The sequence below is a fragment of the Hwangdonia seohaensis genome (assembly GCF_031932625.1).
Taxonomy (GTDB): Bacteria; Bacteroidota; Bacteroidia; order Flavobacteriales; family Flavobacteriaceae; genus Hwangdonia; species Hwangdonia seohaensis.
This window is the reverse complement of sequence record NZ_JAVSCK010000005.1, coordinates 88,971-113,549: the sequence shown is the minus strand read 5'-3', so window position 1 is coordinate 113,549 and position 24,579 is coordinate 88,971. Positions and strand designations below refer to the sequence as shown.

The window sequence follows — 24,579 nt, the reverse complement described above, 5'->3', positions numbered from 1 at the left end:
TATAGGAAAAACAACTTAAGTTTTTTAGCGGCTGATATAAAATACCAATGCTTAGTAAAGTCGAAGCATTAAACGAACCATCGATTAGCATAGACTAAACATTAGTTATATTTCTCAAACGCTCAAAAAAATGGACACTTTAAAAGTATCAATACTAACAATCTTTATTTTATTTTTTAGTTGCAACGAAAACAAGCCTTCAATTGAAAAACAATGGTACAAAGGCAATCTCCACACCCATTCGTATTGGAGCGATGGCGACGAATTTCCCGAGGTTATTATGGATTGGTACAAAAGTAACGGCTACCAATTTGTGGCTTTAACCGATCATAATATATTGGCTGAAGGCGAAAAATGGAAAACCATTTCAAAGGATTCCATCTATCAAAACGCATTTAAAAATTACTTAAAAACCTATGGTTCCGATTGGGTTACCTATAAAGTGGATTCGTTAAACAGAACCCAAGTTAAACTAAAAACCTACGAGGAATACCGACCAAAATTTGAAGAAAACGGAAAATTTTTAATCATACAATCTGAAGAAATAACCGATGCCTATAACGGCAAGCCCATACACATTAATGCTACCAATGTTAAAAGAAAAATAGACCCACAAGGCGGGAATAGCGTTTTGGAAGTGATGCAAAACAACTTGGATGAATTCGCCAAACACAAGAAAGAATTCGGCACCCCGATAATAGCGCATATCAACCACCCCAATTTTGGCTACGCCATTGGTCTTGAAGATATGATAGCTTTAAAAAACGAGCAATTTTTTGAGGTGTACAACGGGCATCCGGCAGTTAACAATTCTGGAAATGACGAGTATATAGCGACAGAATTGATGTGGGATTATATCAACATCGCCTATTTGGAAAACAACAAACCCATAATGTATGGGCTTGCTACCGACGATTCGCACCATTACCACAGAAAAGGCAGCAAATGGAGTAATGCCGGAAGAGGCTGGATTATGGTACAAGCGGATACGCTTAGTGCCAAATCGTTAATAAGCGCTATGGAAACCGGACAGTTTTATGCGAGTACCGGCGTAACGTTAAACGACTTGACTTTTGAGAACAACACCCTTTCTGTCGCCGTTAAAACAGATGAAAACACAACTTACAAAATCGATTTTATTGGATGCAAAAAAGGACAAGGCGAGCCTGAAGTATTTGCTTCATTTGGAAGCGATAAAGCCAGTTTTGAATTATCAAACGACATGCTTTATGTGCGATGTAAAATAACATCTTCAAAATTACACCAAAACCCTATTGAAGATTTATTGTTTGAAAAAGCTTGGACCCAACCTTATATTTTTACCGAATAAAAAAGAACCTGTCTAATAAGTCTTTTGAATTTAATTTGTCAGGTTGAGCTTGTTGAAAACAATCTTGATTATCAAGAAGTTAAAATATTTCGACAAGCTCAATATGACATAGAATTAGACTTTTTAAACAGGCTCTTTTAATTATTGTAGTTTGAATATTAATCTACTTTTTTATCGGTTTTAATTTCTGGTGATTTCTCAAAATCCCCGGCATTGACTACCGTCCAATTATCAAATGTTTTAAAGTATTTTTTAATCACTTTATTTACATCTTCAACGGTTAAATTAGTTACGCGGTCTTCAATATCTTTATAAAACATCATATCTCTATCGTAATATAAATTGTTATTGATTGTAGATGATAATTCGTTGTCTTTCGCTCTGGACACATTTTGCCCTTGTACCCAACTGGTAACGGCAACTTTAAGTTCGTCTTCTGTAATGCCATCGGCTATAAAACGCGCTATTTCTTCACTAAAACCCTTTTGCACTTTTGATGCATTTTCAGGAGCATAAATGGCATAAACCATAATTGAAGACTTCTTGTCTTTTTCGTCGCCATCAACACTTACGCGTCCGCCAGCACCATAACTCACACCATCTTTTTGACGCAAACGATCGGCAATTCTAGAGTTTAAGAATCCGCCCCCAAATATGGAGCCCGCAATTTGTAAGGCCGCATAATCTTCATCAACTTGACTACCTTCAAAAGCCAAAACACCAATACTTATAGCATTCTTTTTATCTGGTGTTTTAATTCTTTCGTTTGCCGCATTATTCGGTATATGTTTATCCGATATGGGTTTGTATGCTTTATTGGTTTTAAAATCTGAAAACTCTTTTTCAAAATAATTCTTTAAAGCTTGTTCATCTACATTTCCAATAGCAACTAAGGTTGCACTATCCGAAATACCATAAAACTCATTGTAATAATCTTGAATAGCATCAACTGTAACCTCATTAACGGCTTCAATATCTTCCTCTATAGATGTGACGTAAAGTGGATGCCCTTTTTTGTAATTCTGATTTAATGCGCCTAACCTTTTACTTGCTAAAAATTGAGGTTCTGTTTTATTCTGCTCAATACTAGCTAATTCTTGGGTTTTAAGTTTGTCCAATTCGGCTAGGTCAAACTTAGGGTTCTTCAGCATATCCGTCATTAAAGCCAAGGTTTCCATAAGGTTTTCTTCGGTAGAACTCACATACACATTTACACGACCGTTTGATCCTCCAAAACCAACAGACGATTTTAAAGCGCTCAATTTATCTTCAATATCTTGTCTGGAGTTATTTTGTGTGCCTTTATTAAGCATTCTGGCGGTGTAACTGGCAATTTTTCCTTTATTCATAAAATCGTTAACATTACCATTTCTGAAAGTGAACGACAAGGTTACCGTTTTACCACGGTTGTCCTTTTTAATAAAGCCGTATTCAATTGGCGTTGTATTTAGAGTGCCTGAGTCCAATCGGTTTTGAATGTTTTCGTAAGACACATCAAAGGCCTCTCCAGCGCCGTAACCTTCTTTTCCTTTGTAGTTTGTAACCAATTCCTCAAGTCCTTGGGTGTGCTCGATTTCCACACGAATAGGTGTTTTTGTTGGAATAAAATTACCTACGGTCCTGTTGGTGTTTATTAAATAACGTTGTGCAGCCGCATTTACTTTTTCGGCCGTCATCCCTTCAACCCTATCGCGATGGATGAATGACAATCTCCAATCGCCAGCTCCAATAAATTCACTCATATAAGTGCCTAAAAAGGCTGAATTTCTACTTATCTGATCTATTCGTTTTAACAAATTGGATTTGGCACGATTAACCTCTTCTTCGGTAATCGGATTATCCTTTAAACCATCCAACACCGACAATAACGTGGTTTCTGCTTCGGTTAATGATTTATCGGAAGGCACATCAACATTTATATATAAAAATGATGGTTCTTTTGTAAATGGTGAAAACGACCAAAGACTAGATGCCTTTTTTCCGTCTACCAAAGCTTTGTACAATCTACCTGAAGGCTGATCGGTAAGCACCTGCTCCACAACCGACATGGCCGCATAATCTTCGTGCGATCCCGCTGGTGTGTGATATAACGCCGATACAATTTGCAAATCGCCAACACGACTTAATGTAACGCGCTTTTCTCCATCTTGGGCAGGCTCAATAGTTGGGATATCCCTTAAAGGCGTGTTTGGGTTTTTAATCCCTGCAAACTTTTTCTCAATTAAGGCTAAAGTCTTGTCGGTTTCAAATTTACCCGTCACCATAAGTACCGCATTATCCGGACGGTAATATTTTTTATAAAAAGCCTGTAAATTTTCAATAGGCACACGCTCAATATCCGATTTGTTCCCGATAGTAGATTTCCCGTAATTATGCCATAAATAGGCGGCACTCGTAACTTTTTGCATCAACACTCTGGTGGGTGAGTTTTCGCCACTTTCAAATTCGTTTCTAACCACCGAAAATTCAGATTCCAAATCCTTTTTGGCTATGTATGAATTTACCATTCTATCGGCTTCCAAATCCAAAGCCCAGTCTAGGTTTTCATCATTGGCATTAAATGTTTCGTAATAATTGGTTCTATCGAACCAAGTGGTGCCGTTTGGCCGGGACCCCCTTTCGGTTAACTCTTTAGGAATATCCGGATGGTTGGGCGTGCCTTTAAAAACCATATGCTCTAATAAGTGCGCCATTCCTTTTTCGCCATAACCCTCGTGTCGCGACCCCACCAAATAGGTGATATTCACGGTAATGGTTTGTGCAGAATTATCCGGAAACAACAGCACTTTCAAACCATTGTCCAATTTATACTCTGTAATGCCTTCAACACTTGCCGTTTTTTTAATTTGAGCTTCAACAGCTATTGAAAACGACGTCAATAACACAAAGCATAGTGTAATTTTTAATAGATAATTAATTCTTTTCATGATAAAGTTTTTGATGTTCTCTGTAAATATAAGATAAGTAATTGGCTTATATTGTTAAAAATTTAACAAAAAAATAGAGATTTCGTACAACAATATGTTCGTAATCGAATGTTAACAACTTCAATTTCCTATACTCATAAATAATTGTATTTTTACGCTTAATAAAACCAAATCAATAAATGGGTAAAATCATTGCAATTGCTAACCAAAAGGGAGGTGTTGGAAAAACAACAACCTCAATAAATTTAGCGGCTTCTTTAGGCGTTCTGGAAAAAAAAGTTTTACTAATAGATGCTGACCCTCAAGCAAATGCAACTTCTGGAATAGGAATAGACGTAGAAACCGTTGAAGTAGGAACCTACCAACTTTTAGAACATTCCAATTCGGCACGGGAAGCCATAGTTAAAACCGAAACACCAAACTTGGATATTATTCCGGCACACATTGACTTAGTAGCTATTGAAATAGAACTAGTTGATAAAGATGCTCGCGAATACATGCTTAAAAAAGCGCTTGAAGACATTAAAAACGATTACGATTTTATTTTAATCGATTGTGCGCCTTCATTGGGCTTGTTAACATTAAATGCCTTAACGGCGGCTGATGCCGTAATTATCCCCATTCAATGCGAATATTTTGCTTTGGAAGGTTTAGGCAAACTATTAAACACCATTAAAAGTGTACAAAAAATACACAACCCCGAGTTGGATATTGAAGGCTTATTGCTAACCATGTACGATTCGCGTTTACGCCTATCCAATCAAGTGGTTGAAGAAGTACAAAAACACTTTAACAATATGGTGTTTCAAACCATTATTCAGCGTAATGTGCGTTTAAGTGAAGCCCCGAGTTATGGCGAAAGCATAATTAATTATGACGCCAGTAGCAAAGGCGCGACCAATTACTTAAGCTTAGCAAAAGAAATTATCAACAAAAATTCCTAAATTATGGCTAAAGCAACTAAAAAACAGGCTTTAGGCAGAGGTTTATCGGCGCTTTTAAACGACCCGAGTAACGATATTCAATCTGTTCAAGATAAAAATGCCGACAAAGTTATAGGCAATATTGTTGAGCTGGATTTAGATTTTATTGAAGTCAATCCGTTTCAACCGCGTACCAATTTTAGCGAAGAATCCTTACGGGAATTAGCATCTTCGGTTAAAGAATTAGGCATCATTCAACCCATAACGGTTAGAAAATTAGGCCTAAACAAATTTCAACTTGTTTCTGGTGAACGTCGTTTTAGGGCTTCAAAATTATTGGGATTGGAAACCATTCCCGCTTACGTTAGAATTGCAAACGATCAAGAATCTTTGGAAATGGCACTGGTTGAAAATATTCAGCGCCAAGATTTAGACCCGATTGAGATTGCACTATCCTACCAACGTTTAATCGACGAGATTAATTTAACCCAAGAGCAAATGAGCGAGCGCGTGGGTAAAAAACGCTCCACCATTGCCAACTATTTGCGTTTGTTAAAACTCGATCCCATTATTCAAACGGGTATGCGCGACGGATTTATTTCAATGGGACACGGGCGTGCTTTAATTACTATTGAAGACCAATCGATGCAACTCGATATTTACGAAAAAATATTGTCGGATAAATTATCGGTTAGGGAAACCGAAGGTCTGGTTCGTAATTTTAATACGAATGAAGAGGTGAAAACACCTTCAAAAAATGAGGGTGATGAAGAGGTACCAAAATTCATAAAAAAAGGCATATCTGCATTTTCGGAATACTTTGGACACAAAATTGACGTTAAAGTCTCAAAAAACGGGAAAGGAAAAATAACCATTCCTTTCCATTCTGAAGAAGATTTTAATCGTATTAAAAAACTGGTTCAAGGTGCTAAATAAAGTTTTAATAACAATATTTTTTTTACTTATAAATTGCTTTTCATTATTAGCTCAAAATAAAGATGACGCGGAAAGACCCGAGGAACTTCCTGATGACGTTGTAGTAGATTCCATTATAAAAATCAGAAATCCCATCAACCCATTATCGCCAGCAAAGGCGGCATTTTATTCAGCCATTTTACCGGGTTTGGGGCAAGCTTACAACAAAAAATATTGGAAAATTCCTTTAGTTTATGCGGCTTTAGGAACCGGAATTTATTTTTATACCACCAATAACAAAGAATACAACCGATACCGCGATGCTTACAAAAGCAGATTAGCAGGGTTTACAAATGACGAGTTTTATTTTGATGCCAATGGCAACCAATTGTCAACGCCAAGAGTTACCGATGATGGTTTACGGCGTGCCCAAAAACTGTTTAGACGAAATAAAGAAATTTCGCTTTTGGTAACTGTTGGTTTGTACGCTTTAAATATTATTGATGCCAATGTTGATGCGCATTTACTGCAGTATAATGTGGATGAAAATCTATCGTTGGTACCTCATTATAAAATAAACGAAATGGATGCCACGGGGAATCTCGGGTTAACCTTAAATTTTAAATTTTAGCCCAAAAGGGCATTAAGCAAAAACCTTTTGAATACTATGAATATAGCTTTACTTGGATATGGAAGAATGGGGAAAACCATAGAGCAAATTGCCATAAAACGCGGGCATAATATTGTTTTAACGGTTGACAAAGACGATAAAGACTACGACATTACAAAAGCCGATGTGGCCATAGATTTTAGTATCCCAGATGTGGCTTTCAACAATATTTCCAATTGCATAAACAACAATGTGCCCGTTATTTCTGGCACAACGGGCTGGTTACATAAATACAACGATGCCGTTAATTTATGTAAGGAAAGAGATGGTGCGTTTATTTACGCTTCAAATTACAGTTTGGGGGTAAATATCTTTTTTGAATTGAATAAAACACTCGCTAAAATGATGAATGCTTTAAAACAATATAATGTTACCATGGAAGAAATCCATCACACCCAAAAATTGGATGCACCCAGCGGAACAGCCATTACTTTAGCTGAAGGAATTATTGAAAAACATGATGGGTTTGATCATTGGACACTCGATGAAGATGGAGAAAACACCATTACTATAACGGCAAAACGCATTGAAAATGTACCGGGAACGCATACTGTAAACTATGAAAGTGAAGTCGATACCATTTCCATAGAACACGTAGCACACAACCGCCAAGGCTTTGCTTTAGGTGCAGTGATTGCCGCAGAATGGATTGTGGGAAAAACCGGTATATTCACGATGAACGACGTGTTAAATATAGGTTAATCTTTTCCCGAAGTGTAACAGCATATTATACTTTGCAACTAACTAAACTAAATACAAATAACCTCCCGACCAAGTTCGAGGTGACAATTAAAAAATTACGATTATGACGCTAACACAATGGTTTATATTCATTTTGATTATTCAGGTCATTCATGGTTTAGGCACATGGAAACTATACATTAAAGCGGGTAGACAAGCCTGGGAAGCTTTTGTTCCTGTGTACAACGGTGTGGTTTTAATGAAAATCATCAATCGCCCGTGGTGGTGGGTTATTTTATTATTCTTACCCATAGTTAACCTTATTATGCTCATGGTAGTTTGGGTAGAAACGGCAAGAAGTTTTGGTAAAAACACATATCTAGACACCTTTTTAGCCATTGTAACGCTTGGGTTTTACAACTTCTATTTAAATTACGTAGCCAACGTAGATTATGTAAAAGACCGTAGTTTACAACCAAAATCGGGTTCAGGCGAATGGACAAGCTCCATTTTATTTGCTATTGTTGCGGCAACCATTGTGCACACCTATTTTATTCAACCCTTTACTATTCCGTCGTCATCTTTAGAAAAATCATTGTTAGTGGGCGACTTTCTGTTTGTTAGCAAGTTTCATTATGGTGCCAGAATACCAATGACCACGGTTGGTGCACCCATGGTGCACGATACCATTCCTATTTTAAACAAAAAATCGTATTTATTTGATGACGACAAAGAAAATCCTTCATGGATAAACAAATTGCAGTTACCCTATATGCGATTGCCTGGGTTTGAAACCATCGAAAGAAATGAAATTGTAGTATTCAATCAACCAGCCGATACGCTGAGGGATATGAATGATTTTACGCCAGACAGAAACTATTATAAACCCATCGATAAAAAAACCAATTTAGTAAAGCGCTGTGTTGGTGTCGCAGGCGATTCTTTGGAAATTCGTGATGGCTATGTATATATAAACGGGAAGAAAAACGAGTTGCCCGATAGAGCGCATTTACAATTTAGTTACTATGTGCAACCAAAAACCAATCAGTTCAATCCTAATTATGTTAAAGAACGCTACGATATTACAGATCAATTTGGCATTGTAAACCAGCAAAACACCTATTATTTCCCTGCTATTTCCGACGAGGCTTTAGCTAAATTTAAAAATCATCCAAACGTTACCAGCATAACACCAATAAAAGCAGAAAAAGGAGAAAGAGACCCAAATGTGTTTCCGCACGACCCCAACTACAATTGGAACATCGATTTTTTTGGACCACTTTATATCCCCGAAGCGGGAAAAACCATTGATATTAATTTAGATGTTTTACCGCTTTACAAACGGGTTATTACCGAATACGAAGGCAACACATTACAAGTAAAAGGCAGCCAGATTATAATAAATGGCGAAGTAGCCAACAGCTATACCTTTAAACAGGATTATTATTGGATGATGGGCGATAACCGCCATAACTCCATTGATGCCAGACGTTGGGGCTTTGTGCCATTCGACCATGTTTTGGGCAAACCCGTATTTATTTGGATGAGTTGGGACGGTATTAAAAACCCACGTTGGGAACGTTTCTTTACAACCGTTCACGGAAGCGGAAAAGCTACCTCTTATTTTATTCCGTTTTTAGTGCTTCTTTTTGGATACATTGGTTTTAATAAGTGGCGTAAACGCAAGAAGGCCAATAGTTAATTTGTAGAGATGTTAGGCCTTTAGGCGTTTACAACTCAACTTACAACTAAACGAATGAACACTTTAATTCATCCCACATACTTACCAAACATCGCGCATTTTGTTGCTATGGTAAAAGCAAAACATGTCGTGTTTGAAATGGATGATAATTTTGTGAAACAAACCTTTAGAAACCGCACTTATATCTACGGTGCCAACGGGAAACTGGCATTGCATATACCCGTAATCCATTCGCAAAAAAACCGTCAGAAATACCGTGATGTCAAAATTTTTAATGATGAAAATTGGCAAAGTCTCCATTGGAAATCCTTACTTTCAGCGTACCGAACATCGCCTTTTTTTGAATATTACGAAGATGAGCTTCAGCCTTTATTCCATAAAAAAGCAGAGTATATTTTAGATTTTAATATGACCTGTTTTGAGGTAATTTGCGATTGTTTACAGTTGGAATTAAATTCTTCGAAAACCAAAACTTTTCAAAAAACAGTTGAAGATAAAAGTGATTTTAGATATTTAGTTCATGCTAAAAAAGAACGGCCTCAACCCTTTGAAACATACATGCAAGTGTTTAGCAACAAGCACGGTTTTATACCTAATTTGAGTATTTTGGACCTGTTGTTTAACGAAGGCCCAAACACCTTAAATTATTTAGAATCTCAAACTTTAGCACCACTATAATGATACAGACCTTTGCACATTATGGTTGTCATTTTTTAATTCCACTTTTTGTGGCTTTAATTTTCTATAAATCCCAATGGAAATATGCGTTTTTAGTGATGATTGCTGGTATGCTCATAGATTTGGATCATTTATTGGCAACCCCAATTTTCGACCCGAACCGATGCAGTATTGGGTTTCATCCGTTGCACTCCTATTTTGCCATTTTGTTTTATCTCTTTCTTTTAATTCCCAAAAAATCCAGATTAGTGGCTTTGGGATTGGTCATTCATATTTTTGCCGATGTGGTGGATTGTAGTTTTATGTAATAGTTTTCTAATAAGCAGATTGCCACAGTCGTCCCTCCTTCGCAATGACGTAACTATTCTAAACTCAAAGTCGCCATAATAGGGTAATGATCGGAATAATGTTCCTTATAAGCTTTAAATCCATTTACCTTAAAAGTATCGTCCGTTAAAATAAAATCGATTCTTACGGGGAAGAATTTAAAATGGTAAGTGCGCCCAAACCCATTGCCCGATTCAATAAAGGCATCATTTAAACCGCCTTTTATTTTTCTGTACACATACGAAAATGCCGTATTATTAAAATCGCCGCAAACAATCATTTTATAAGGGCACTCTGCTTTATGCTTTAAAAATAATTCCGATTGAAACTGTTGCATTTTAAAGGTGCTACCAACTCTATTAAAAAGACGTTCGGAATTTTCTTTTTTAAGACTTTCAGCCTTGGTATTAATGCGCAAAGATTCTAGGTGAATATTATAAATTCTTATGGTATCCACGCCCTTTACAACATCGGCAAATATGGCGTTATTCCCCGTATCTGGGAACTCAATGGAACCGGAGTTTACAATGGGGTATTGCGAAAAAATGGCCTGTCCGTACTTTGTTTTTTTACCAGAAAGCTTTTCAAACTTATAGTTGAAAAAAGACAAATCGATGTTTTTATGCGGATGGTATTCTTGAATGCTTAAAATTTCAGGGGATTGGGCTTTAATAAAATCGGTCATTTTAGTTTCAATGCTGTCCTCTGGAATCCATTTGTACAAATTAAACAACCTCACGTTATAATTCATCACACTAAAATTATTGGGGTTGTCAATCTGTTTTGAAGACGAAAACTTATACAACGAGCCAAAAAACACATACCCGATTAAAAGCACCACAAACGATAAAATAAATTGCTTTTTAAGTCTTATGAGCCAGTACAAAAAAAACAAAGCATTGCATAAAATGAGGAAGGCAACGCCCAAACTAAGTACTGATAATACCGAAAAGGTTTTGGGTGGCGTAAAGGGTAAAACGTACGAAAGCAAAAGTAATATAGCAAAAACCGCATTTATAAAGTAAATGATTTTATTTATAAAACTTAGTTTTTTCATAGTTTATGCTTGATGACAAATGACAGATGACAGATGACAGATGTTATTTTAAATTCTTTCTAAAAGCTAACATCATATTCATTAGATAAAAAGATTCGTTATAATACTTTTCAAACTGATTTTGAGTTATATAATTTCTTCTATTTGCTTTATGCAAACAAGTAACTACTTCAGCCAATGAGCGAATAGAGTATCCAATAAACTTATTTTGCTCAGGATTAGATTGGCCAATAGAACCTTCAGAAATATTTAAAGCAACAGAATCTATAGCTCTTAATAATTGAGATGATAAATTATATATTTCTTTTTTAGGAAAATTTTCAATAAGCAGATTTACATCTTCACCCAAGTCCATTGCTTTTTGCCATATCAATAGTTTTTCAAACTTAAATTTACTCATTTTTAATTTTTTAAAGTTTTGTCGTTACCGTCTTTAATCTTCTGTCAACGGTCATCAGTCATCTCTCAAAAACCTACTTTCCTGCCTTGAAAAGAAACTCCTTCTCCTCGGCCGTTAAACTATCGTAACCACTTTTACTGATTTTATCTAAAATAACATCGATTTTTTTCTGATTATTAAACTTATTAAATTCACCTTTAGTATAACCACCAACTTTAGATTTATTTTTATGAACCGTTTTTAAAGGCGATTTTTTTGAGGGTTTAAATAGGCTTACAAAACCATCCATTAATTTTTCGAAACCTTTACCTATATCTTTGCCTTTAAGCAATTGTTTGGCGTAATAATAACCCAATAACGCGCCGCCCAAATGTGCTAAATTACCACCTGCGTTTAGACCAAACAGTCCCAAAACATCTAAAGCAACTATGGCAGCACCAATGTACCAAAGCTTTAAATTAAAGGTGAAAAAGCGCACCTCTTGATTGGGCATGTAGGCACAAATAAATATCAACAATGCCCGAACTGCAGCCGATGCACCAACTAAACTTGAGGTATTCCCAAAAACATGGGGCAACAAAGTATAACCGAGCATAAATAATAAGCCGCCCGAAATAACCCCAAGAAAATAAATATTAAGGGCCATTTTTGTACTGAATAAATTTAAAAACATCCGCCCTATAAAATAGAGCCAAAGCATGTTAAATAGAATATGCCAAAAGTCGTAATGTGTAAATCCATAAGTAATAATTGCCCATGGTTTTAGAACAAAATCGAAAAAATCACTTGGTAGTTCTATCCATTTTAAACTAGTTTCATTTGGTAGTGACAACGACTTTGTAAGTATAAAACCAATAGCATATACAACAAGATTAACAGCTATAATTTTATCTAATGCATTTAAATTAGATAGTTTGTTTTTTATGTCTTGAGAGAATGATGTCATTTTAATTCCAACGGTTTCTGTTAAACTGTGTTTTTTTCCAATACCACATAATTAAAAAGCCTGTTAATGCGCCACCTACGTGGGCAAAATGTGCAGTATTACTTGGGCTAAAAAACGATTGCCCTGTAATACCCGAAATCAAATCTAAAATAATAATACCGGGAATAAAGAATTTCGCTTTAATAGGAATGGGTAAAAAGATAAGCATGAGTTCGGCATTGGGATTCATCATTCCAAATGCGGCGAGTATGCCCATAATACAACCAGAGGCGCCAACCATAGTGTTTCTTGCAATAACATTCATATCGAACAACGATTTGAAGGCATCGTTATTAATTAAGTTTGCGTTAAAATTATATTCAGATAAAATCGGCATCATCTCCCTACTTAATATTTCGCCTTTTATATACTGCCCTTCAGTGGCATCAATGGAAACAATTTTACGAATCATATCACTACTCATATTCAAATCCGCAATGCCACTTAACGCAGAATAATAATCGAAATAATAATAGCCTACTTGCAATGCCACAGCACCCAATCCCGCAGAAATATAAATAAACAAGAATCTTTTGCTTCCTAATACTTGCTCTACCGGTGTGCCGAACATCCACAAAGCGAACATATTAAATAAAATATGCATCAAACTTAAATTGTTTAAATCCGCACCACCGTGCATAAACATGTGTGTTATGATTTGCCAGGGTTGAAAAGCTTCATTGGCAGGGAAATGCATCGCGAACAAATCGTAAAACAAAATTCCATTCCCAATAAATAAAGTACCAATAAACATCAATACATTAATGATTAATAAATGCTTAACGGTATCTGAAATTCTCATCATAATTTTAATCTTCTTTTAATAATTTTAAGACGTTTCAACAGCACTTCGACTGCGCTCAGTGTGACATTTCAATAAAAACTCAACAATCTTCTGTCTTCTGTCTTAATTTATATAAATTTTTTATCCAACTCGTCAACACTCATGGTTACAAATGTTGTTCGGTTAGTGGGCGACACATTAGGTTCTTTACAGGCAAACAAACGGTTTACCAAATGTTCCTGTTCGTCTTTTTGTAATGATTGCCCGGTTTTAATAGCTAAACTTTTGGCCATGGACTTTGCCAGTAAATCGGTGGCACTAAAATGGGTATCGGGTACCTCGTTTTCCACGTCGCTAATAAGCTGCTCTAAAATAATGGACACTTCGCTTTCCGGCACACTTACGGGAACACCAATAATTTGAACCGACTCTTTACTAACGCCGGAAAATATAAAACCTGTATGTTCTAAATCTTCTTTTAGCTGATTTATAATCTCAATATCCTGTACTGAAAAATGAAGCTGAAGCGGAAATAACAATTGCTGACTTACGGCTTCTTTAATGGTCATGTTTTTTAGGAAATCTTCATATAAAATACGTTGATGCGCTCGATGCTGATCGATAACCAACATCCCCGATTTAATGGTACTCACAATGTATTTATTATGAAGCTGATACGTGGTTTGGATGTTATCGACTTGCTTATCTTCACTGAACATAGACCCGGTAGATTCTTCACTTTCAAAATGAACCTCGCTAAAATCCTGCTGCGTTTTTGTGCCTTTCGACTCCAATCCCACATAAAGATTCTCCCAACTGGCAACCGGTTCTTTTTTGTAAGCTACGGCTCGGGCTTTAGATTGTGTTTCTTCTTGAAACGGATTAAAGCTTCTATCGACCTCAATGGTTGGCGAGTTTGTGTTTTTTTTGATGTAATTATAGGGCGTATCGAGGTTGGAGTCCCTATCAAAATCTAAAACAGGTGCGATATTAAACTGCCCCAAACTGTGTTTTACCGCCGACCGCAATAAGGCATACAGGGTGTGTTCGTCATCAAATTTTATCTCTGTTTTTGTGGGATGTATATTGATATCGATAGTTTGTGGGTCGACTTTTAAGTTTAAAAAATAACTGGGATGTGTACCGTTTTTTAACAAACCATCAAACGCCGAAGCTATAGCATGATTTAAATAGGCGCTTTTTATAAATCGGTCGTTTACAAAAAAATACTGCTCGCCCCTGGTTTTTTTAGCGTATTCGGGTTTACCAACAAACCCCGAAATTTTAAGAACTTCGGTGTCTTCATCAACGGGCACTAATTTTTCATTGGTTTTAGTCCCGAAAATATTTACAATGCGCTGTCTGTAATTGCTAATGGGTAAGTTAAAGGTTTCACTTCCGTTGTTATACATAGCAAAACTTATGTTGGGATGCGCTAAGGCCACCCGATGGAACTCGTCAATAATATGACGTAATTCAACGGTATTCGACTTTAAAAAATTGCGTCGTGCCGGAATATTGAAAAACAGATTTTTTACAGAAATTGATGTGCCTTTTGGGGTAACCACAACCTCTTGGGACACCACATTGCTACCTTCAATAACAATGGCGTTGCCAACATCGTCTTCATCTTGTTTGGTTTTTAGCTCCACATGGGCAATGGCGGCAATACTTGCTAAAGCCTCGCCACGAAACCCCTTGGTGTGCAGTTGGAATAAATCGTCGGCAGTCCTAATTTTTGATGTGGCATGACGCTCGAAACTCAAACGCGCATCGGTGGTGCTCATGCCCTTGCCATCGTCAATAACTTGAATAAGGGTTTTGCCAGCGTCTTTTACAATAAGTTTAATGGTTGCAGCGCCTGCGTCAATAGCGTTTTCCAATAGCTCTTTAACTACCGAGGCCGGTCGTTGTACAACTTCTCCAGCAGCTATTTGGTTAGCAACATGGTCTGGTAAAAGCTGAATGATGTCTGACATATATTTATTAAGAAAAGAAAATAGATAAATCGAAATCGATGATAAAAAGGAAAACCAAAACAAGAATAGCTACAATAATTAAAATACGTCTGTTAGCTGCTCTATCTGGTTTTTTATAATCTTCTAAAGCATTGTTGAATTTTGTTTTAAGTCCGGAATTACTACCAACCGTTGTTCTGTACTCATCAAATTTATGTTTGATTTCATACGGATTGCCTTCACCTTTGTCATCATAATAACGCGGTGTATAGTTGTATTTTTTGTTTTTGCGCAATTTTAAAAGTCCCATAATCTCTAAAGTTTTGAAGTTACTTGAATTTAGAATCCAATATATACATACAAATCAATAATAATACCAAAACCAAGATGAGCGTTCGTATGGACATGCTCAAACCCATTTTGGTTTTTGTGCTTCGTTCTCGTTTCCATTTGGAAACAAAGTCTTTTGTTGAAGGCTCCTCTACATCAGAATCGGCTTTGTTTTCTTTGGAGAACCGAGGTTGATAATTAAAGGTTTTATGTTTTCGTTGCTTAAACAAAATAAAGTGATATATACCTCAAAAGTACTTAAAAATAGGCAGAAAAGTGAAGTTGAAATGCCAAAAATTGTTAACAAAACGCTCTGCGTAGATTCCAAATTCCAAAAAAATAAATCCCAAATCCCAAAAGGCTAGATTCCAAAACTTAGATTTCAAAAAAAAACCTAAATCACAAATCGAGCAATAAATTTTATGCGGATGCTTTTTGGAAATTGATTTTTAGATATTGGAATTTTAAAAATAGCTTAACTATTTTTACGTAGTTGCGCCATTTTTATAGCCGCCACAGCAGCTTCGGTGCCTTTGTTACCGTGTTTTCCACCTGAGCGTTCAATAGCCTGTTGCATGTTATTATCGGTAAGCACACAGAAAATAACTGGGGTTTCGCGCCTTACGTTTAAATCTTTTATGCCTTGTGAAACGGCTTCGCAAACAAAATCGAAATGCTTGGTTTCACCTTGAATAACACTACCAATGGCTATTACGGCATTTACCATTTGCTCTTGCATTTTTTTGGCACCGTAAATAAGCTCGAAACTTCCGGGTACATTCCAACGTACAATATTGTTAGGCAAAACGCCATTTTCAATTAGGGTGTCGTGTGCCCCTTTATACAAGCCTTCGGTAATGGTATCGTTCCACTCAGAAACAACAATCCCAAACCGAAATTTACTCGCGTTTGGGATTGTTGCCTTATCGTAATCGGATAAATTTTTATTTTCCGTTGCCATTATATGTATATTATTTATTTGCCAACACCTGCGCTTTTCCTATAAACACATCAACATTTGCTGCTTCGGTAGAGGTAGGATAATCGTTTTTAATGGTTTTAAAATGCGCCAAGGCCTTATCGGCTTTTCCTAATTCCAAAGCAATAATTCCAGCTTTATGCAAATACATAGGCGTGGTGTATTGGTTGTTGCGCAATTTGGCAGCCTGCTCGTAATAGTTTAAAGCATCTTCCTTTTGCTCCAATTGCACAAAAGCATCACCAATATTTCCTTTGGCCAAAGCCGCTAAAATCTCGTCATCACTTTTAAAGTTGCTTAAATGCTCCACGGCATTTTTATAATCCTTCAACTTTAAATAAGCCGTTCCCGCGTAATAGCTCGCCAAATTAGCCGATGGCGTACCGCTGTATTCAGAAATAATATCCAACATACCAAATTTACCTTCGCCGCCATGTAACGCCAAATTGAACAACGAGTCTTTTGCGACACCGTTTACCGCTTGGTCAAAGTATTTTTGAGCCTGGAACATATCGTTCATCGCATTTAATTGCTTTGGTTTTGCAACATATTCTTTATAGGCCAAAGAGCCTAGAACCACCGCAGCCACAAGCCCGATGATGATAAAAATGTATTTTTGATTCTTCGCAACAAAGGCTTCGGTTTTCGATGCTGTTTCGTCAAGTGTGTTAAAAACTTCGGCCGTAGTTGAGCCTTCTCCTATGTTTTGCTCTTTTTCTGCTTTATTCTTCGCTTTATATTTTTTCTTGTAAGTCGCCATGTATTCGTTCTATTTTAATGCGCCGCAAAAATATAATATTTCTTCATAACTAAAAGGGTATTTATTTGATATTTTTCAATAATTTGCACTTCCTTTTAAAGCACCGCAACTTCTTAACATTTTATAGGTTACTTTTTGTATGATTTTAAAATCACTTTCGTTACTTAATTATAAAAATTTTGACAGCAAATCGTTTGCCTTCAATGCCAAAATCAACTGTATTGTTGGCAATAACGGCATTGGAAAAACCAACGTTTTAGATGCCATTTACCATTTGTCCTTCGGAAAAAGTTATTTTAATCCGGTGGCCACCCAAAACATTAAACACGACGAAGCTTTTTTTGTGATTAACGGCGATTACGAAAAAGAGGGGAAAACCGAAAAAGTTGCCATTAGCTTAAAACGCGGACAAAAAAAAGTGATAAAACGCAACGGAAAAGCCTACGATAAATTTAGCGAGCATATTGGCTTTTTGCCTTTGGTGATTATTTCGCCCGCCGATAGGGATTTAATTACAGAAGGCAGTAGCACGAGGCGAAAATTTATTGACACGGTAATTTCGCAAAGCGATAAAACCTATTTGTCGCATTTAATCAAGTACGGCAAAATTTTGGATCAGCGCAATGCTTTGTTAAAATATTTTGCGCTAAACCATACTTTTAACAAAGACACTTTAGACATTTACAACGAACAGCTAACCGAGTTTGGAACCCATGTTTTTGAAAAAAGACATGCTTTTTTAAAAACCTTTATCCCTATTTTTAAGGCACGTTACAAGGCGATAAGCAATGGTAACGAAGCCGTAGATTTGGTTTACCACAGCGATTTGTTTGAAAACAATTTAAACACGCTTTTAAAAAATGCCATTAACAAAGACAAAGCCTTGCAATACACCAGTGTTGGCGTGCACAAAGACGATTTGTTGTTTAATATTGATGGCCATCCCATTAAAAAATTCGGGAGCCAAGGGCAGCAAAAATCGTTTTTAATTGCATTAAAATTGGCGCAGTTCGATTTTATAAAAGAACAAAGTGGCGTGAACCCTATTTTGCTGTTGGATGATATTTTTGATAAACTGGACGAACAGCGTGTCGCACAAATTATTAAATTGGTTGACGATGAAAATTTCGGACAACTTTTTATTAGCGACACCCATGCCGAACGTACCGAAAATGCCGTAAAACAGGTGCATCAAAGTTATGAGATTTTTAGGTTGTGACATTGAAAAAGACAGATGACAGGTGACAGACGACAGGTGACGATAGAAATTCCTAGTAGGCTCCATTAATTACTAAGCTACAAATTTGTAATATCGATTTGGATTATTACTTGACTTTGTAAAAAAAATTGCCGTACTTCGTTTAACAACCGATAAAGTTCATTAAAACGGAACTTTATCTTTGCATTGTACGCAAGCTGAGAAACGAACTCTGAAATTTGAAAATTGATAAAATAATGAATAAAAAAGAAATAGCAAGGCAATATATAACTCACCTTGAAAATGGAAATGTTGGACAAGTAGTTGCTTTATTCAATCAAAATGGAATGGTTGATTCACCACTATACGGAATAAAAAAAGCAGATGAATTTTATCGTGAATTAAATAACGATACTTCAAATTCTGAACTTCATTTAAAAGGAATTTTTGAAGATAATGAATCAAATAATTTAGCTCTTTACTTCACCTATAAATGGACTTTAAAGAATAATCAAAAAGTGGAATTTGATGTAGTAGACATTATTGAATTCGATAATCAAAACAAGATTAGTAAACTAAAAATTATATATGATACGGTTACTGCTAGGAAACTAGTCGAGCAATTATAAAAAAAGCCTGCGTACAACACAGTATATAAAAAATAACTAGGCAAGTGCCGAGCCTAAAATTTCGGCAAATAAAAAACACAACGTCAATCTGAACAGTAACAGAAATTTTACACGTTACTTTTCATATACAAAACCGTTGTACGCAAGCTGAGAAACGAACTCTGAAATTTGAAAATTGATAAAATAATGAATAAAAAAGAAATAGCAAGGCAATATATAACTCACCTTGAAAATGGAAATGTTGGACAAGTAGTTGCTTTATTCAATCAAAATGGAATGGTTGATTCACCACTATACGGAATAAAAAAAGCAGATGAATTTTATCGTGAATTAAATAACGATACTTCAAATTCTGAACTTCATTTAAAAGGAATTTTTGAAGATAATGAATCAAATAATTTAGCTCTTTACTTCACCTATAAATGGACTTTAAAGAATAATCAAAAAGTGGAATTTGATGTAGTAGACATTATTGAATTCGATAATCAAAACAAGATTAGTAAACTAAAAATTATATATGATACGGTTACTGCTAGGAAACTAGTCGAGCAATTATAAAAAAAGCCTGCGTACAACACAGTATATAAAAAATAACTAGGCAAGTGCCGAGCCTAAAATTTCGGCAAATAAAAAACACAACGTCAATCTGAACAGTAACAGAAATTTTACACGTTACTTTTCATATACAAAACCGTTAAACGAACCATTACAAAAACAAAACAAGTTTAACTTGTAAAAAAGATAGCAAACAAGCGCGTTAGGGATTGCAGCGGCATCCTTTTTAAGCTTGATTGAGAAAGAACATGGTGGCAAACTAAAATTTGGCCGATTGCCACGTCCTTCGTCCTCGCAATGACGTTTAAAAAGATATAGCGGAAAGCCCGACCTGCCGCCTTGAGCGCAGTGGAAAGGCAAAGGTAACGCCCAAAAAATTATAATATAAAAACACCGTTTTATGGCAAAACGCAACAACGAACATATTAGCATACAAGACGCCTTAAAGGAATTTGTGGAAACCAACAGACTTGAAAAAGGGCTGAACAAAGTTAATGTTGCCGATGCTTGGGTTAAACTTATGGGCAACGGCGTAAACAACTATACCACAACCGTAAATTTGGAGCGCGACACCCTTTTTGTACAACTAAGCTCCAGCGTTTTAAGGGAGGAATTAAGCTATGGTAAACAAAAAATAATTGATATGCTTAATGAGGAATTGGGCAAAAACATTATTAAAAAACTGGTTTTAAGATAATTATCCTTTTAAATTTTAAATAATTTTTTAAAATAAAACAAACAACTTGTTATATTTTGTATTACCTTTGTAGCTTAATTATTTTAATACAAATACAATGAGTAAAGGTACCGTAAAATTCTTCAACGATTCAAAAGGATTTGGATTCATCACTGAAGATGACAACAACAAAGAACATTTCGTACACATTTCAGGACTTATCGATGAAATTCGTGAAGGTGATGCAGTAGAATTCGATCTACAAGAAGGTAGAAAAGGATTAAACGCCGTAAACGTAAAAGTAATCTAAGAATATACTTTTAACAATTACAACAAAGGCCTATCATTTAAATGATAGGCTTTTTTTATGGCATTATGTTTGCATACTTATTGGTAATTAATTTAATATTTAAAAAACAATGAGTAAAGGAACAGTAAAATTCTTCAACGATTCTAAAGGATTCGGATTTATAATTGAAGAAGGTTCAAACACAGAGCATTTTGTCCACATTTCTGGATTAATCGATGAAATTCGCGAAGGCGACTTGGTAGAATTTGATTTAGAGGAAGGCCGAAAAGGGTTAAATGCCGTAAACGTAAAAGTAGTTTAGTTTAAAAAAAGACAATCTGAGATTTTTTATCTCAGATGTTCTAATAAATTTGTCGTTCCCGTAAAAACGGGAAACTATACTTTTTAAAACAAAAAATCCCGCAACTTGGTTGCGGGATTTTTAATTTCATACCTACAAGGTTTTTAAAATGATGCCTTGCTTTTTAGAAACAATTTAAATGAGATAAAGAAGATATTTTATCATTTAAGTTACTACCTTTTGCCAGTTAGTTAGAATCTAGTCTCGGTTCTTGGTTCTAAAAGCGAAGCAGTCTTATGTCTTTTAACGGACAACAATGATTTAAAACATCTCTCTTCCCGAGAAATGAAAAGCGCTTTCAATAGCAGCATTCTCATTACTATCGCTACCGTGTACGGCATTTTCGCTTATAGAATCGGCAAACATTTTACGTATGGTTCCATCGGCGGCATCAGCAGGATTTGTAGCACCTATCAAGGTTCTAAAATCTTCAACAGCATGGTCTTTTTCTAAAATTGCCGCTACAATTGGGCCACGTGTCATATATTCAACCAATTCACCAAAAAACGGACGTTCGTTATGTATTCCGTAAAAGGTCTCAGCATCGGCCTTGGTCATCTGTGTTAATTTCATTGCTACAATTCTAAATCCTGAAGCTGAAATTTTTTCTAATATTGCGCCAATGTGTCCTTTTTCAACAGCATCTGGCTTAAGCATAGTAAATGTTCTATTTGTTGCCATTTGATTATTTTAAATTTTGTGCAAAAGTAATGTATTTCTAATTAAAAACAAGTCTGTCAAATTTTAAAAAATTGTATATTCGCTACCTATGACGAAAGCAGACATTAAAAGCGTAAAACACCTACTGGCTACGCCAAAAAACATAGTAATAGTACCACATAAAAATCCCGACGGAGATGCTATTGGCTCTACATTGGCTTTATATCATTACCTTAAAAAAAACAATCATAACGTAACGGCTGTGGTGCCCAACGATTACCCGGATTTTTTAAAATGGATACCCGGAAGCGACCATATTTTAAAACACGATGCTGAAACCGAAGCTTGTGAAACATTGATTAATGCGGCTGATATTATTTTTACTTTGGATTTTAACGCATTCCATAGAACTGGGAATATGGAAACGGTTTTAACCGAAAGTAAAGCCATGAAAATTATGATTGACCACCATCAATCACCTGATGATTATGCTGCTTTTATTTTCTCGGATGTACACATGAGTTCTACCTGTGAGATGATTTATCATTTTATAGATATGTTGGGAGACACCAATGCGATTGATGCAAATATTGCCACCTGTATTTATGTTGGGATTATGACCGATACGGGGTCGTTTAGGTTTCCTTCCACCACCAGTGAAACGCATCGAATCATTGCAAATCTCATTGATAAAGGGGCGAATAATGCCGAGATTCACAACAACATTTATGATACCAATAGTTACGAAAGATTACAACTTTTAGGTTGTGCGTTAAGTAATTTAAAAGTGATTCCGGAAGCGCGAACGGCTTATATTACGCTGTCTCAAGACGAATTAAATCAGTTTAATTATAAAAAAGGAGATACCGAAGGTGTTGTGAATTACGGCTTATCGTTAGACAACATTGTTTTTGCCGCTATTTTTATTGAAGACAAAAAAGAAGGCATCATAAAGATATCGTTACGCTCGAAAGGGAGCTTTTCCGTAAACGAGTTTTCTCGTGCACATTTTAACGGTGGTGGTCATACAAATGCCGCTGGTGGCCGTAGTGAATTGAGTTTAAAGGATACCGTAGAAAAATTTATTAGTATATTGCCTCGTTATAAAAAAGCCCTAAACGATGATTAAATATACAACCATACTACTTTCGCTACTGTTTTTATGTAGCTGCAAAACGCCCGAAGCCCGTAAACCCATTTCGGTTAAAACAGGCTCTTTTATTGATGCTTCCGTTAATCGAAATAAAAAATTAAACGCCAAAGAGCAAGCAAGTATCGAAAAAATTATGGCGCTTAAAAAGGACAATGATTATATCGCTTCAGAAAGTGGTTTTTGGTATTACTACAACATAAAAACAGAAACAGACAGCTTAAGCACACCAAAATTTGGTGATATTATAAACTACAATTACAATATTAAGGACTTAAATGGTGGGCTTATTTATTCAAAAGCTGACGTTAAAACACAAACCTACGCCATGGATCAGGAAGAATTGTTTACTGGCCTGCGTGAAGGCTTAAAGCTTATGAAATCTGGAGAAACCGTTACCTTTATATTTCCTTCGCAAAAAGCTTTTGGTTACTATGGCGACCAAAATAAAATAGGTAGCAATACGCCTATAATTTGCGAAGTTACCGTTAATTCTATTTCCCAAAATCAATCCAATTAAATCATGCGAATTATTAAATTTCTAGGTTTAGCTTTTTTAATAAGCTTAACATCCTGCAAAGCACAATACCCAGATCTTGAAGATGGTATGTATGCTGAATTTATTACCACAAAAGGTGTTATGGTGGCCAAATTAGACCACCAAAAAGTACCCGTAACGGTGGCCAATTTTGTATCGTTGGCAGAAGGCACAAACACTATGGTTGATAGTATTTACAAAGGAAAAAAATATTATAATGGTCTCATTTTTCATCGTGTTAAAAATAACTTTATGATTCAAGGTGGCGACCCTTTAGGCAACGGCAGAGGAAACCCGGGTTATAAATTTAACGATGAGTTTCATCCGGATTTAAAACACGATAAACTCGGAATTTTATCCATGGCCAATTCGGGTCCAAATTCAAACGGCAGTCAGTTTTTTATAACCGAAGTGCCTAAACCAAACTTAGATAATGTCCATAGTGTTTTTGGCGAGTTGGTATTGGGATTGGATGTGCTCGACACGATTTCGAATGTAAAAGTGGACTCCAGAGACAAACCAATCAAAAATGTGGTTATTGAAGAGTTGAACATAATTAGAAAAGGGAAAGACGCCAAAAAATTTGACGCTCCAAAGATTTTCGTCAATCATTTTGCCGAAGTAGACCGTTTGGAAAAAGAGAAAGCAGCAAAAGCCGAAGCCATTTTAAAAGCTACCAACGAAAAGTTTAACAAACAGAAAACCGAAGCCATTACCTTACCTTCGGGCCTGCAATACTTCATTACCGAAAAAGGGCAGGGAGAAAAGCTCAACGAAACCAACAAGGTTTTAACACATTATGCCGTATATTTTGAAAACGGAAAGCTGCTTGAAACCAGCAGTTTAAAAATCGCAGAGGCATTGGATGTGGTTAACGAAAAACGCAAACTTGCCGATAAATACGAACCCATTACTGCCGATTTAAGTCCGGATGCAAGAATGATTTCGGGCTTTAAGGAAGGCTTGCAGCAATTAAACGTGGGCGATAAAGCGACCTTATTTATTCCGTATCATTTAGCTTATGGCGAATCGGGAAACCGAGGTATTCCGCCAAAATCCAATATCATTTTTGAAGTTGAAATCTTGGAAATTGTTAAATAACAACAAATGAGTTTCA

Annotated in this window: 28 protein-coding genes; 17 read left to right on the top strand and 11 right to left on the bottom strand. The window is 36.0% G+C overall.

Features of this window, described 5'->3' with window-relative positions; genetic code table 11:
* Positions 1-130 precede the first annotated feature (130 nt).
* Positions 131-1,330 (top strand): histidinol-phosphatase, encoded by a 1,200-nt coding sequence (locus tag RNZ47_RS15170; protein ID WP_311942259.1) that lies wholly within the window; start codon positions 131-133, stop codon positions 1,328-1,330.
* Positions 1,331-1,488: 158 nt separating this feature from the next.
* On the opposite strand, the gene RNZ47_RS15165 is transcribed toward RNZ47_RS15170, so the two are convergent.
* Entirely contained in the window at positions 1,489-4,257 is a 2,769-nt protein-coding gene (locus RNZ47_RS15165; protein ID WP_311942254.1) for a M16 family metallopeptidase, read from the bottom strand.
* Positions 4,258-4,436: 179 nt separating this feature from the next.
* On the opposite strand from RNZ47_RS15165, the gene RNZ47_RS15160 reads away from it, so the two are divergent.
* From RNZ47_RS15160 to RNZ47_RS15130, 7 genes are all read left to right on the top strand, one after another.
* Positions 4,437-5,201, top strand: a complete 765-nt coding sequence (locus RNZ47_RS15160; protein ID WP_311942249.1) for a ParA family protein — start codon at positions 4,437-4,439, stop codon at positions 5,199-5,201.
* A gap of 3 nt (positions 5,202-5,204) precedes the next feature.
* Positions 5,205-6,116 (top strand): ParB/RepB/Spo0J family partition protein, encoded by a 912-nt coding sequence (locus RNZ47_RS15155; protein ID WP_311942247.1) that lies wholly within the window; start codon positions 5,205-5,207, stop codon positions 6,114-6,116.
* Positions 6,106-6,726: a DUF5683 domain-containing protein gene (locus RNZ47_RS15150; protein ID WP_311942244.1), complete on the top strand. Its 621-nt coding sequence runs from the start codon at positions 6,106-6,108 to the stop codon at positions 6,724-6,726. The genes RNZ47_RS15155 and RNZ47_RS15150 overlap by 11 nt, the downstream gene beginning before the upstream one ends.
* 36 nt (positions 6,727-6,762) lie before the next feature.
* Positions 6,763-7,467, top strand: a complete 705-nt coding sequence (gene dapB / locus RNZ47_RS15145; protein ID WP_311942241.1) for a 4-hydroxy-tetrahydrodipicolinate reductase — start codon at positions 6,763-6,765, stop codon at positions 7,465-7,467.
* Positions 7,468-7,570: 103 nt separating this feature from the next.
* Positions 7,571-9,148 (top strand): signal peptidase I, encoded by a 1,578-nt coding sequence (gene lepB, locus RNZ47_RS15140; RefSeq protein WP_311942238.1) that lies wholly within the window; start codon positions 7,571-7,573, stop codon positions 9,146-9,148.
* A 54-nt stretch (positions 9,149-9,202) separates the two neighbouring features.
* Positions 9,203-9,826 (top strand): WbqC family protein, encoded by a 624-nt coding sequence (locus tag RNZ47_RS15135; RefSeq protein WP_311942235.1) that lies wholly within the window; start codon positions 9,203-9,205, stop codon positions 9,824-9,826.
* Positions 9,826-10,134, top strand: coding sequence for a DUF6122 family protein (locus RNZ47_RS15130; protein WP_311942232.1), 309 nt, complete (start codon positions 9,826-9,828; stop codon positions 10,132-10,134). Before RNZ47_RS15135 ends, RNZ47_RS15130 begins: the two co-directional genes overlap by 1 nt.
* A 53-nt stretch (positions 10,135-10,187) precedes the next feature.
* On the opposite strand, the gene RNZ47_RS15125 is transcribed toward RNZ47_RS15130, so the two are convergent.
* The 9 genes from RNZ47_RS15125 to RNZ47_RS15085 all read right to left on the bottom strand — a co-directional run bounded on the left by RNZ47_RS15125 (position 10,188) and on the right by RNZ47_RS15085 (position 17,406).
* Entirely contained in the window at positions 10,188-11,210 is a 1,023-nt protein-coding gene (locus RNZ47_RS15125; RefSeq protein WP_311942229.1) for an endonuclease/exonuclease/phosphatase family protein, read from the bottom strand.
* A 43-nt stretch (positions 11,211-11,253) separates the two neighbouring features.
* Positions 11,254-11,610: a four helix bundle protein gene (locus RNZ47_RS15120; protein WP_311942226.1), complete on the bottom strand. Its 357-nt coding sequence runs from the start codon at positions 11,608-11,610 to the stop codon at positions 11,254-11,256.
* Positions 11,611-11,683: 73 nt separating this feature from the next.
* Complete coding sequence (locus tag RNZ47_RS15115; RefSeq protein WP_311942224.1) at positions 11,684-12,556, bottom strand: rhomboid family intramembrane serine protease; 873 nt, start codon at positions 12,554-12,556, stop codon at positions 11,684-11,686.
* 1 nt (position 12,557) lies between these two features.
* On the bottom strand, positions 12,558-13,400 hold the full coding sequence (locus RNZ47_RS15110; protein WP_311942222.1) for a rhomboid family intramembrane serine protease: 843 nt from the start codon (positions 13,398-13,400) through the stop codon (positions 12,558-12,560).
* 107 nt (positions 13,401-13,507) lie between these two features.
* Complete coding sequence (mutL, locus tag RNZ47_RS15105; protein ID WP_311942219.1) at positions 13,508-15,358, bottom strand: DNA mismatch repair endonuclease MutL; 1,851 nt, start codon at positions 15,356-15,358, stop codon at positions 13,508-13,510.
* 7 nt (positions 15,359-15,365) lie between these two features.
* Positions 15,366-15,647: a riboflavin synthase subunit beta gene (locus RNZ47_RS15100; RefSeq protein WP_311942215.1), complete on the bottom strand. Its 282-nt coding sequence runs from the start codon at positions 15,645-15,647 to the stop codon at positions 15,366-15,368.
* A gap of 19 nt (positions 15,648-15,666) precedes the next feature.
* A complete protein-coding gene (locus RNZ47_RS15095; RefSeq protein WP_311942212.1) occupies positions 15,667-15,897 on the bottom strand; it encodes a hypothetical protein in 231 nt (76 codons plus the stop codon).
* A gap of 245 nt (positions 15,898-16,142) precedes the next feature.
* Complete coding sequence (gene ribH, locus RNZ47_RS15090; RefSeq protein ID WP_311942209.1) at positions 16,143-16,628, bottom strand: 6,7-dimethyl-8-ribityllumazine synthase; 486 nt, start codon at positions 16,626-16,628, stop codon at positions 16,143-16,145.
* Positions 16,629-16,638: 10 nt separating this feature from the next.
* Positions 16,639-17,406, bottom strand: coding sequence for a tetratricopeptide repeat protein (locus tag RNZ47_RS15085; protein WP_311942206.1), 768 nt, complete (start codon positions 17,404-17,406; stop codon positions 16,639-16,641).
* 139 nt (positions 17,407-17,545) lie between these two features.
* On the opposite strand from RNZ47_RS15085, the gene recF reads away from it, so the two are divergent.
* The 6 genes from recF to RNZ47_RS15055 all read left to right on the top strand — a co-directional run bounded on the left by recF (position 17,546) and on the right by RNZ47_RS15055 (position 21,075).
* Entirely contained in the window at positions 17,546-18,625 is a 1,080-nt protein-coding gene (recF, locus tag RNZ47_RS15080) for a DNA replication/repair protein RecF (RefSeq protein ID WP_311942203.1), read from the top strand.
* Between the two features lie 236 nt (positions 18,626-18,861).
* Positions 18,862-19,233, top strand: a complete 372-nt coding sequence (locus tag RNZ47_RS15075; RefSeq protein ID WP_133759103.1) for a nuclear transport factor 2 family protein — start codon at positions 18,862-18,864, stop codon at positions 19,231-19,233.
* Positions 19,234-19,419: 186 nt separating this feature from the next.
* On the top strand, positions 19,420-19,791 hold the full coding sequence (locus RNZ47_RS15070; RefSeq protein WP_133759103.1) for a nuclear transport factor 2 family protein: 372 nt from the start codon (positions 19,420-19,422) through the stop codon (positions 19,789-19,791).
* Positions 19,792-20,188: 397 nt separating this feature from the next.
* The gene (locus RNZ47_RS15065) at positions 20,189-20,485 is read left to right on the top strand and encodes a DciA family protein (protein WP_311942197.1); all 297 of its coding nucleotides are present in this window, start codon (positions 20,189-20,191) and stop codon (positions 20,483-20,485) included.
* Between the two features lie 97 nt (positions 20,486-20,582).
* Positions 20,583-20,774: a cold-shock protein gene (locus RNZ47_RS15060; RefSeq protein ID WP_034044451.1), complete on the top strand. Its 192-nt coding sequence runs from the start codon at positions 20,583-20,585 to the stop codon at positions 20,772-20,774.
* 109 nt (positions 20,775-20,883) lie between these two features.
* On the top strand, positions 20,884-21,075 hold the full coding sequence (locus tag RNZ47_RS15055) for a cold-shock protein (RefSeq protein WP_311942186.1): 192 nt from the start codon (positions 20,884-20,886) through the stop codon (positions 21,073-21,075).
* 300 nt (positions 21,076-21,375) lie between these two features.
* On the opposite strand, the gene RNZ47_RS15050 is transcribed toward RNZ47_RS15055, so the two are convergent.
* On the bottom strand, positions 21,376-21,795 hold the full coding sequence (locus RNZ47_RS15050; RefSeq protein WP_311942182.1) for a nucleoside-diphosphate kinase: 420 nt from the start codon (positions 21,793-21,795) through the stop codon (positions 21,376-21,378).
* Positions 21,796-21,883: 88 nt separating this feature from the next.
* Here RNZ47_RS15050 and RNZ47_RS15045 point away from each other — a divergent pair, with 88 nt between their 5' ends.
* The 3 genes from RNZ47_RS15045 to RNZ47_RS15035 are packed head-to-tail and all read left to right on the top strand — an operon-like array spanning position 21,884 to position 24,563.
* A complete protein-coding gene (locus RNZ47_RS15045; protein ID WP_311942178.1) occupies positions 21,884-22,903 on the top strand; it encodes a DHH family phosphoesterase in 1,020 nt (339 codons plus the stop codon).
* The gene (gene gldI, locus RNZ47_RS15040) at positions 22,896-23,444 is read left to right on the top strand and encodes a gliding motility-associated peptidyl-prolyl isomerase GldI (protein ID WP_311942175.1); all 549 of its coding nucleotides are present in this window, start codon (positions 22,896-22,898) and stop codon (positions 23,442-23,444) included. Before RNZ47_RS15045 ends, gldI begins: the two co-directional genes overlap by 8 nt.
* Before the next feature lie 3 nt (positions 23,445-23,447).
* Positions 23,448-24,563: a peptidylprolyl isomerase gene (locus RNZ47_RS15035; RefSeq protein WP_311942171.1), complete on the top strand. Its 1,116-nt coding sequence runs from the start codon at positions 23,448-23,450 to the stop codon at positions 24,561-24,563.
* Positions 24,564-24,579: the final 16 nt, after the last annotated feature.

Excerpts from the sequence above, each read along its gene's own strand:
- RNZ47_RS15160 (WP_311942249.1), top strand. The coding sequence starts at position 4,437 with ATGGGTAAAATCATTGCAATTGCTAACCAAAAGGGAGGTGTTGGAAAA.
- RNZ47_RS15075 (WP_133759103.1), top strand. The coding sequence starts at position 18,862 with ATGAATAAAAAAGAAATAGCAAGGCAATATATAACTCACCTTGAAAAT.
- dapB (WP_311942241.1), top strand. The coding sequence starts at position 6,763 with ATGAATATAGCTTTACTTGGATATGGAAGAATGGGGAAAACCATAGAG.
- RNZ47_RS15045 (WP_311942178.1), top strand. The coding sequence starts at position 21,884 with ATGACGAAAGCAGACATTAAAAGCGTAAAACACCTACTGGCTACGCCA.
- RNZ47_RS15060 (WP_034044451.1), top strand. The coding sequence starts at position 20,583 with ATGAGTAAAGGTACCGTAAAATTCTTCAACGATTCAAAAGGATTTGGA.
- RNZ47_RS15135 (WP_311942235.1), top strand. The coding sequence starts at position 9,203 with ATGAACACTTTAATTCATCCCACATACTTACCAAACATCGCGCATTTT.
- RNZ47_RS15170 (WP_311942259.1), top strand. The coding sequence starts at position 131 with ATGGACACTTTAAAAGTATCAATACTAACAATCTTTATTTTATTTTTT.
- gldI (WP_311942175.1), top strand. The coding sequence starts at position 22,896 with ATGATTAAATATACAACCATACTACTTTCGCTACTGTTTTTATGTAGC.
- recF (WP_311942203.1), top strand. The coding sequence starts at position 17,546 with ATGATTTTAAAATCACTTTCGTTACTTAATTATAAAAATTTTGACAGC.
- RNZ47_RS15125 (WP_311942229.1), bottom strand. The coding sequence starts at position 11,210 with ATGAAAAAACTAAGTTTTATAAATAAAATCATTTACTTTATAAATGCG.
- RNZ47_RS15110 (WP_311942222.1), bottom strand. The coding sequence starts at position 13,400 with ATGATGAGAATTTCAGATACCGTTAAGCATTTATTAATCATTAATGTA.
- RNZ47_RS15035 (WP_311942171.1), top strand. The coding sequence starts at position 23,448 with ATGCGAATTATTAAATTTCTAGGTTTAGCTTTTTTAATAAGCTTAACA.
- RNZ47_RS15130 (WP_311942232.1), top strand. The coding sequence starts at position 9,826 with ATGATACAGACCTTTGCACATTATGGTTGTCATTTTTTAATTCCACTT.
- RNZ47_RS15115 (WP_311942224.1), bottom strand. The coding sequence starts at position 12,556 with ATGACATCATTCTCTCAAGACATAAAAAACAAACTATCTAATTTAAAT.
- RNZ47_RS15070 (WP_133759103.1), top strand. The coding sequence starts at position 19,420 with ATGAATAAAAAAGAAATAGCAAGGCAATATATAACTCACCTTGAAAAT.
- RNZ47_RS15165 (WP_311942254.1), bottom strand. The coding sequence starts at position 4,257 with ATGAAAAGAATTAATTATCTATTAAAAATTACACTATGCTTTGTGTTA.
- RNZ47_RS15050 (WP_311942182.1), bottom strand. The coding sequence starts at position 21,795 with ATGGCAACAAATAGAACATTTACTATGCTTAAGCCAGATGCTGTTGAA.
- RNZ47_RS15155 (WP_311942247.1), top strand. The coding sequence starts at position 5,205 with ATGGCTAAAGCAACTAAAAAACAGGCTTTAGGCAGAGGTTTATCGGCG.
- lepB (WP_311942238.1), top strand. The coding sequence starts at position 7,571 with ATGACGCTAACACAATGGTTTATATTCATTTTGATTATTCAGGTCATT.
- mutL (WP_311942219.1), bottom strand. The coding sequence starts at position 15,358 with ATGTCAGACATCATTCAGCTTTTACCAGACCATGTTGCTAACCAAATA.
- ribH (WP_311942209.1), bottom strand. The coding sequence starts at position 16,628 with ATGGCAACGGAAAATAAAAATTTATCCGATTACGATAAGGCAACAATC.
- RNZ47_RS15065 (WP_311942197.1), top strand. The coding sequence starts at position 20,189 with ATGGCAAAACGCAACAACGAACATATTAGCATACAAGACGCCTTAAAG.
- RNZ47_RS15055 (WP_311942186.1), top strand. The coding sequence starts at position 20,884 with ATGAGTAAAGGAACAGTAAAATTCTTCAACGATTCTAAAGGATTCGGA.
- RNZ47_RS15100 (WP_311942215.1), bottom strand. The coding sequence starts at position 15,647 with ATGGGACTTTTAAAATTGCGCAAAAACAAAAAATACAACTATACACCG.
- RNZ47_RS15120 (WP_311942226.1), bottom strand. The coding sequence starts at position 11,610 with ATGAGTAAATTTAAGTTTGAAAAACTATTGATATGGCAAAAAGCAATG.
- RNZ47_RS15085 (WP_311942206.1), bottom strand. The coding sequence starts at position 17,406 with ATGGCGACTTACAAGAAAAAATATAAAGCGAAGAATAAAGCAGAAAAA.